Annotated in this window: 4 protein-coding genes; 2 read left to right on the forward strand and 2 right to left on the reverse strand. The window is 61.2% G+C overall.

Annotated features, from left to right (window positions below):
• Positions 1–385: 385 nt before the first annotated feature.
• Together AQ996_RS07535 and AQ996_RS07540 are read right to left on the reverse strand one after the other, a co-directional pair.
• A complete protein-coding gene (locus AQ996_RS07535; RefSeq protein WP_055252296.1) occupies positions 386–2,416 on the reverse strand; it encodes an LTA synthase family protein in 2,031 nt (676 codons plus the stop codon).
• A gap of 98 nt (positions 2,417–2,514) precedes the next feature.
• Positions 2,515–2,883, reverse strand: coding sequence for a hypothetical protein (locus AQ996_RS07540; protein ID WP_055252297.1), 369 nt, complete (start codon positions 2,881–2,883; stop codon positions 2,515–2,517).
• A 284-nt stretch (positions 2,884–3,167) separates the two neighbouring features.
• Here AQ996_RS07540 and groES point away from each other — a divergent pair, with 284 nt between their 5' ends.
• Positions 3,168–3,461 carry a co-chaperone GroES gene (gene groES, locus AQ996_RS07545; RefSeq protein WP_055252298.1) on the forward strand — a complete coding sequence of 98 codons (294 nt, stop codon included), beginning with the start codon at positions 3,168–3,170 and terminating at the stop codon, positions 3,459–3,461.
• A 99-nt stretch (positions 3,462–3,560) separates the two neighbouring features.
• Positions 3,561–5,198: a chaperonin GroEL gene (groL, locus tag AQ996_RS07550; protein WP_022094352.1), complete on the forward strand. Its 1,638-nt coding sequence runs from the start codon at positions 3,561–3,563 to the stop codon at positions 5,196–5,198.
• Positions 5,199–5,308: the final 110 nt, after the last annotated feature.

The following is a 5,308-nucleotide window of genomic DNA, read 5'->3' on the forward strand; positions in this document are numbered from 1 at the left end:
CAGGCCGGCCCCGACAGAGGGGAGACGTCGCGCACTCGGGAGGCGCGCCAGGGAGATAGTGGACGAGATAGTCGAGAGGCGCGGTCTCAAGAAGGAGTAATATCGGGACTTGCAGCGACGGACCTCGGGACGCTCTTACACCACGTCTGCGCGCGCCACCACGGGGTTTGCCCGTCGACCCAAATCGCCGGTCAAAGGCGTTCTTGGGACCAATATGGTGTGTCCGGCGCGTATGCAGCCGTCCTGGCCTGCTGAAAACTCCCAAAAATGCACGCTGCTCCCCAGGGGACCCGTGCGAGCGGCGAAAACCATGCCCAAGTCGCTGTCCGCATCGCCATTTTGCTGCACTGACTTTTCTGAATACCGGGCCCGAGATTGGTCAACCCTAGGCTCCCGGAGCTGCGTTGGGGTCGGTTTCGTTGGCGGCCGCCTGCTTATGGGTGGCAAAGACCGAGCCTTCGTGGTCGAAGAGCTTACGATATTGCATGCGGTCCAGGCGATCGCGCGCATTAGCGGTCTTGGCGGGAACGTTTTTGGCCTCGGCTGTATACCAAACGCCGTGCGCATCCTGCGCCCCCACCACGTTTATCGCCGGCATGTGCGCTCGGTTTTGCAAGCGTGCGCGTTGGTAGGCGGTGAGCGGGGCACCGATGGCATTGAGTGCGAGTGCACCGACGTTATTGATGCTTGTGTTGAGTTCCCCACTCGTTTGTGCGTTGCCGGCGACATCGTAGTTCGCCCAGACCACATAGCGTGTCTGCCAGATGCGCTCGGTATGGGCGGCATCGTCCTCATCGGTAAAGTAGAGGTCGTTGTAGCGGTCGGTGAAGAACGGCTGGTGGTCGCCGTACATCACCACGACGACGGGGCGGTCGAGATCACGCAGCTTTTCCAGGAAGGCAGCGAAGGCGGCATCGGACGCTTCCATGAGCGAGCAGTATTCATTGGTCCAGGTGATAACTTTGTCGGACACACCTTCGACGGCAAGGTGCAGTTGCTGGTCGGTGGGCACCAAGCCCGTGTCATAGGCGGAGTGGTTTTGCATCGTCACGTCGTGGATGAAGATCGGCTGGTCGCTCTGCTTTAGTACCTCGAGGCACTTGTCGTAGGTGGCGGCGTCGGTGACCTTGCGGCAGAGCTCGGGTGCGCCGGCGAAGTCCTCGATCGAGAGGAACTCGTCGAATCCCATGTCCGCGAAGACGTTCTCGCGATTCCAGTTGGTGGCGTGGTTGGGGTGCATGGCCACGGTGCGATAGCCGAGTCTCTTGAACTGACGGGCGAGGTTCTCGCTCGGGGCCAGGTTGTAGGTCATGAACGGGTAGACGCCAGCGCCCAGGAATGCCATGGAGTGTCCGGTTAAGAACTCGAACTCGCTGTTACAGGTGCCGGCACCGAAGGCGCTCATGTAGCTCACTCCCTGCAGAAGCGCGTTGTCGATGGCTTTGAAGCGCTCAGGCCCCTTATAGCCACAGCCCAGTTCGTTAAAGATTGAAAGGTCGGCGAAGGACTCGTTCATGATGCAGATGATTGAGGGCTTGAGCTGGTCAAACTGTTCGACGGCAGCGGCACGGGAGGGGTCGGCGATGCCGTTCGTGCCCGCGTTCCAGCGCGCGGCAAGGCGCTTGATGATCGCCGAGGCCTCACCGCTCTTGTAGTGCTTGGGCTTAGGCGGCACCATTTTTTGCGCGCTCGAAATGAAGGTGGGGAGAAACCCCTGACTGTAATAGCTTTCGAGAGGCTTCCAGGTATGAAGCTTGATGCCCAAGGTGTCGTAATAGCTGATGAAGGCCTGCGCCCCCAGCACGGCTCCGGCAACAAGTGCGGTACGACGGTCGACGGAGAGGGGGAGTTTGGATTTGGTTGCGACTGGATGCTCCCTCGGCGCTGTTGATGTCCCCTCGGTTGCCGCAGACGCCTTTGGGTCCTTCAATTTCAAGGACGCAGACATCGCATGGTCGATGGGCTCGGGGGACGTTTCCGATGCGCGGCGCGGCGGTCGCCCACATGCATCACGCGGAATGAGGACGATAAGCGCGATTCCCAAGGTCGCGGCGGCAAGCCCCATGAAGCAGAAAGTGCTGAGCTCATAGGTGTAGCTGCCGGCGACCGTCGCAGCGGTCGAGAGGGCGAACAGGTCTCCGGGTTGGATGGGCATCGATTTGAACGTGATTACGAAGTACTCGGTGATACCGATGCTGGCAAGCGCAGCGATGCCCGCGATTGCGGGGGTCTTACGGCGGTGCGGCAGATAGAACAACAGGCACAAGAAGCAGAAGATGAGCAAAAGCTCCAAAAGTGCCGGTCCGGGCCGCATCTTCCATAGCTCATGGTTGGAGGGCAGCTCGAGGGCGAGCATCGAGCATATCGATGCGCCGCCGATCGTTGCCAGCGTACGGGGGTAGGGATGGTCGGTCATAGATTGCTCCTGAATTGAAAACGGTTGCGTCGGGGTGCCGACGGCCGAAGGCGATGCCGCTGTGGCACGCGGTAGCTATTTGATTCAATTGGGAGCCGTTAATCGTCCAGACGGACCCTGAGGGATAATAGGGTGACCGGGGCATATGAAGATCGCTCGGTGCCGATGACGGCTAGGGCGGAGATCAGCAAGAGGGTGATGAACGATGTCGCGCCCATGGGGACGGTGTCGCCGCCACGGGCGATCGACAGATTGCCGGCGAGCTCGGCGCAGATGGTGCAGCCCGCGCCGGTGCAGTCATGATGCAACTCATGGGCGGCTGCGATGGGGGAGAGGATGGTTACCGCGAGAAGGGTGAAGACGAGAGCCAGGGCGAGCAGGCGAGTGCGAACGGGCGGCATGGAGTCGCGTGCATCGCGATTCTGTGCTATATCGCGCCATGCCGAGGTGCTCAGCTCATCAGTCATCTGCCCTCCCTTCCTCTCATCTGGGCATATTTCATCTGGAGGATTGTAGTCTTGAGAAGCTGATTCACAAAGTTGCCGCGCTAAAACTTCATGCCCTCCGGCGCCACACGGGAGCCACTGCTAAGTTATCCCCCGGCATTCAGAAAATCTAAGTGCCAAAAAATAAGATTTTTTGACTCCGTGTTGTATAACCCGCCATTCGTGGGTACCATTCAACGCGTACGCAAACGAAGTAGGGAAACCCGCACGGCTCAACCGTGCGGCCCAAAAAGGAGGAAACAAGCATGTCGTCTTTGAAGCCGCTTGCAGATCGCGTCCTGGTCAAGCCCGACGAGGCCGAGCAGAAGACCGCCTCTGGTCTGTACATCGCCAGCAACGCTCAGGAGAAGCCGCAGCGCGGCACCATCGTTGCCGTTGGCGCCGGTAAGGTCAACGACAAGGGCGATCGCATCCCCATGGACGTCAAGGTTGGCGACGTTGTCATCTACGGTAAGTTCGGTGGCAACGAGGTCAAGGTCGACGGCGAGAAGTATCTGCTGATGCGCGCCGACGACATCTACGCCGTCGTCGAGGCCTAAGCCTCAGCCGGAATCGCACGATTCGTCCTTTGAACGCGCTCGCCGCAAATGACTCGGTGCGGCGACGCGAGTCTTATTTCTTTTGGAGGATTACCCACTATGGCAAAGAACATTACGTTCAACACCGATGCCCGCGCTAAGCTCGCCAAGGGCGTCAACACCCTGGCCGACGCCGTTACCGTTACCATGGGCCCCAAGGGCCGCTACGTTGCGCTGCAGCGCACGTTCGGTGCCCCGACCATCACCAACGACGGCGTTTCCGTCGCTAAGGAGATCGAGCTCGAGGATAACATCGAGAACATGGGCGCCCAGCTGGTGAAGGAGGTCGCCACCAAGACCAACGACACCGTGGGTGACGGCACCACCACCGCAACCCTGCTCGCCCAGGCCATCGTCAACGACGGTCTGCGCAACGTCGCCGCTGGCGCCAACCCGCTGGCCATCCGTCGCGGCATCGACAAGGCTGTCAACGCCGCAGTCGCCGAGATGAAGAAGCAGGCCAAGCCGGTCGAGACCAAGGAGCAGATCGCTTCCGTCGGTACCATCTCTGCCGGTGACCCCGAGGTCGGCGAGAAGATCGCCGAGGCCATGGAGGTCGTGGGCAAGGACGGCGTCATCACCGTCGAGGATTCCCAGACGTTCGACATCACCATCGACACCGTCGAGGGCATGCAGTTCGACAAGGGCTACGTCTCCGCTTACTTCGTCACGGACAACGACCGCATGGAGGCCGTGATGAAGGATCCGTACATCCTCATCACCGACCAGAAGATCTCCAGCGTTCAGGACATCATGCCCGTTCTCGAGGCTGTCCAGCGCGCCGGCCGTGGCCTGCTCATCATCGCTGAGGACATCGACGGCGAGGCTCTGCCCACCCTCGTTCTCAACAAGATCCGTGGCGCTCTCAACGTCTGCGCCGTCAAGGCTCCGGGCTACGGCGATCGCCGCAAGCGCATCCTCGAGGACATCGCCGTCCTCACCGGTGGCCAGGCTGCCCTGGACGAGCTGGGTGTGAAGGTCGCTGACATCACCGCCGATATGCTCGGTACCGCTAAGTCCGTCACCATCTCCAAGGACAACACCGTCGTCGTCGGTGGCGCTGGCTCCAAGGAGGCCATCGACGCCCGCATCGCTCAGATCAAGGGCGAGATGGAGAACACCACCTCTGACTTCGACCGCGAGAAGCTCCAGGAGCGCCTGGCCAAGCTCTCCGGTGGCGTTGCCGTCATCAAGGTCGGCGCTGCTACCGAGTCCGAGCTCAAGGAGATTAAGCACCGCGTCGAGGATGCCCTGCAGGCTACCCGCGCTGCTGTCGAGGAGGGCATCGTCGCCGGCGGCGGCGTCGCCTTCATGGACGCTGCTCCTGCGCTCGACGCTGTTGAGCTCGACGACCCCGAGGAGAAGATCGGCGTCGACATCGTCAAGAAGGCTCTGACCGCTCCGGTCGCCACCATCGCCAAGAACGCTGGCTTTGAGGGCGCTGTCGTGGTCGACAAGGTTGCCGAGCTGCCCGCCGGCCAGGGTCTCAACTCTGCCAACGGCGAGTGGGGCGACATGATCGAGATGGGCGTCCTCGACCCCGTCAAGGTCAGCCGCGTCACCCTGCAGAACGCTGCTTCTGTCGCCAGCCTGATTCTTATCACCGAGGCTACCGTCTCCGATGTCCCCAAAAACACTCAGCTTGAGGACGCTATCGCTGCTGCCACCGCTGGTCAGCAGGGCGGCGGTATGTACTAAGGCCGACAAGGTCTAGAACTCCCACCGGGGATCCGGGGGCGTGACGGGGGTTTCTCTCCGGAACGTCCTCGGACATGCAAAGAGGCTCCGCATCGCGCTTCGCGCTGCGG

This window comes from Collinsella aerofaciens (assembly GCF_001404695.1).
GTDB lineage: Bacteria > Actinomycetota > Coriobacteriia > Coriobacteriales > Coriobacteriaceae > Collinsella > Collinsella aerofaciens_E.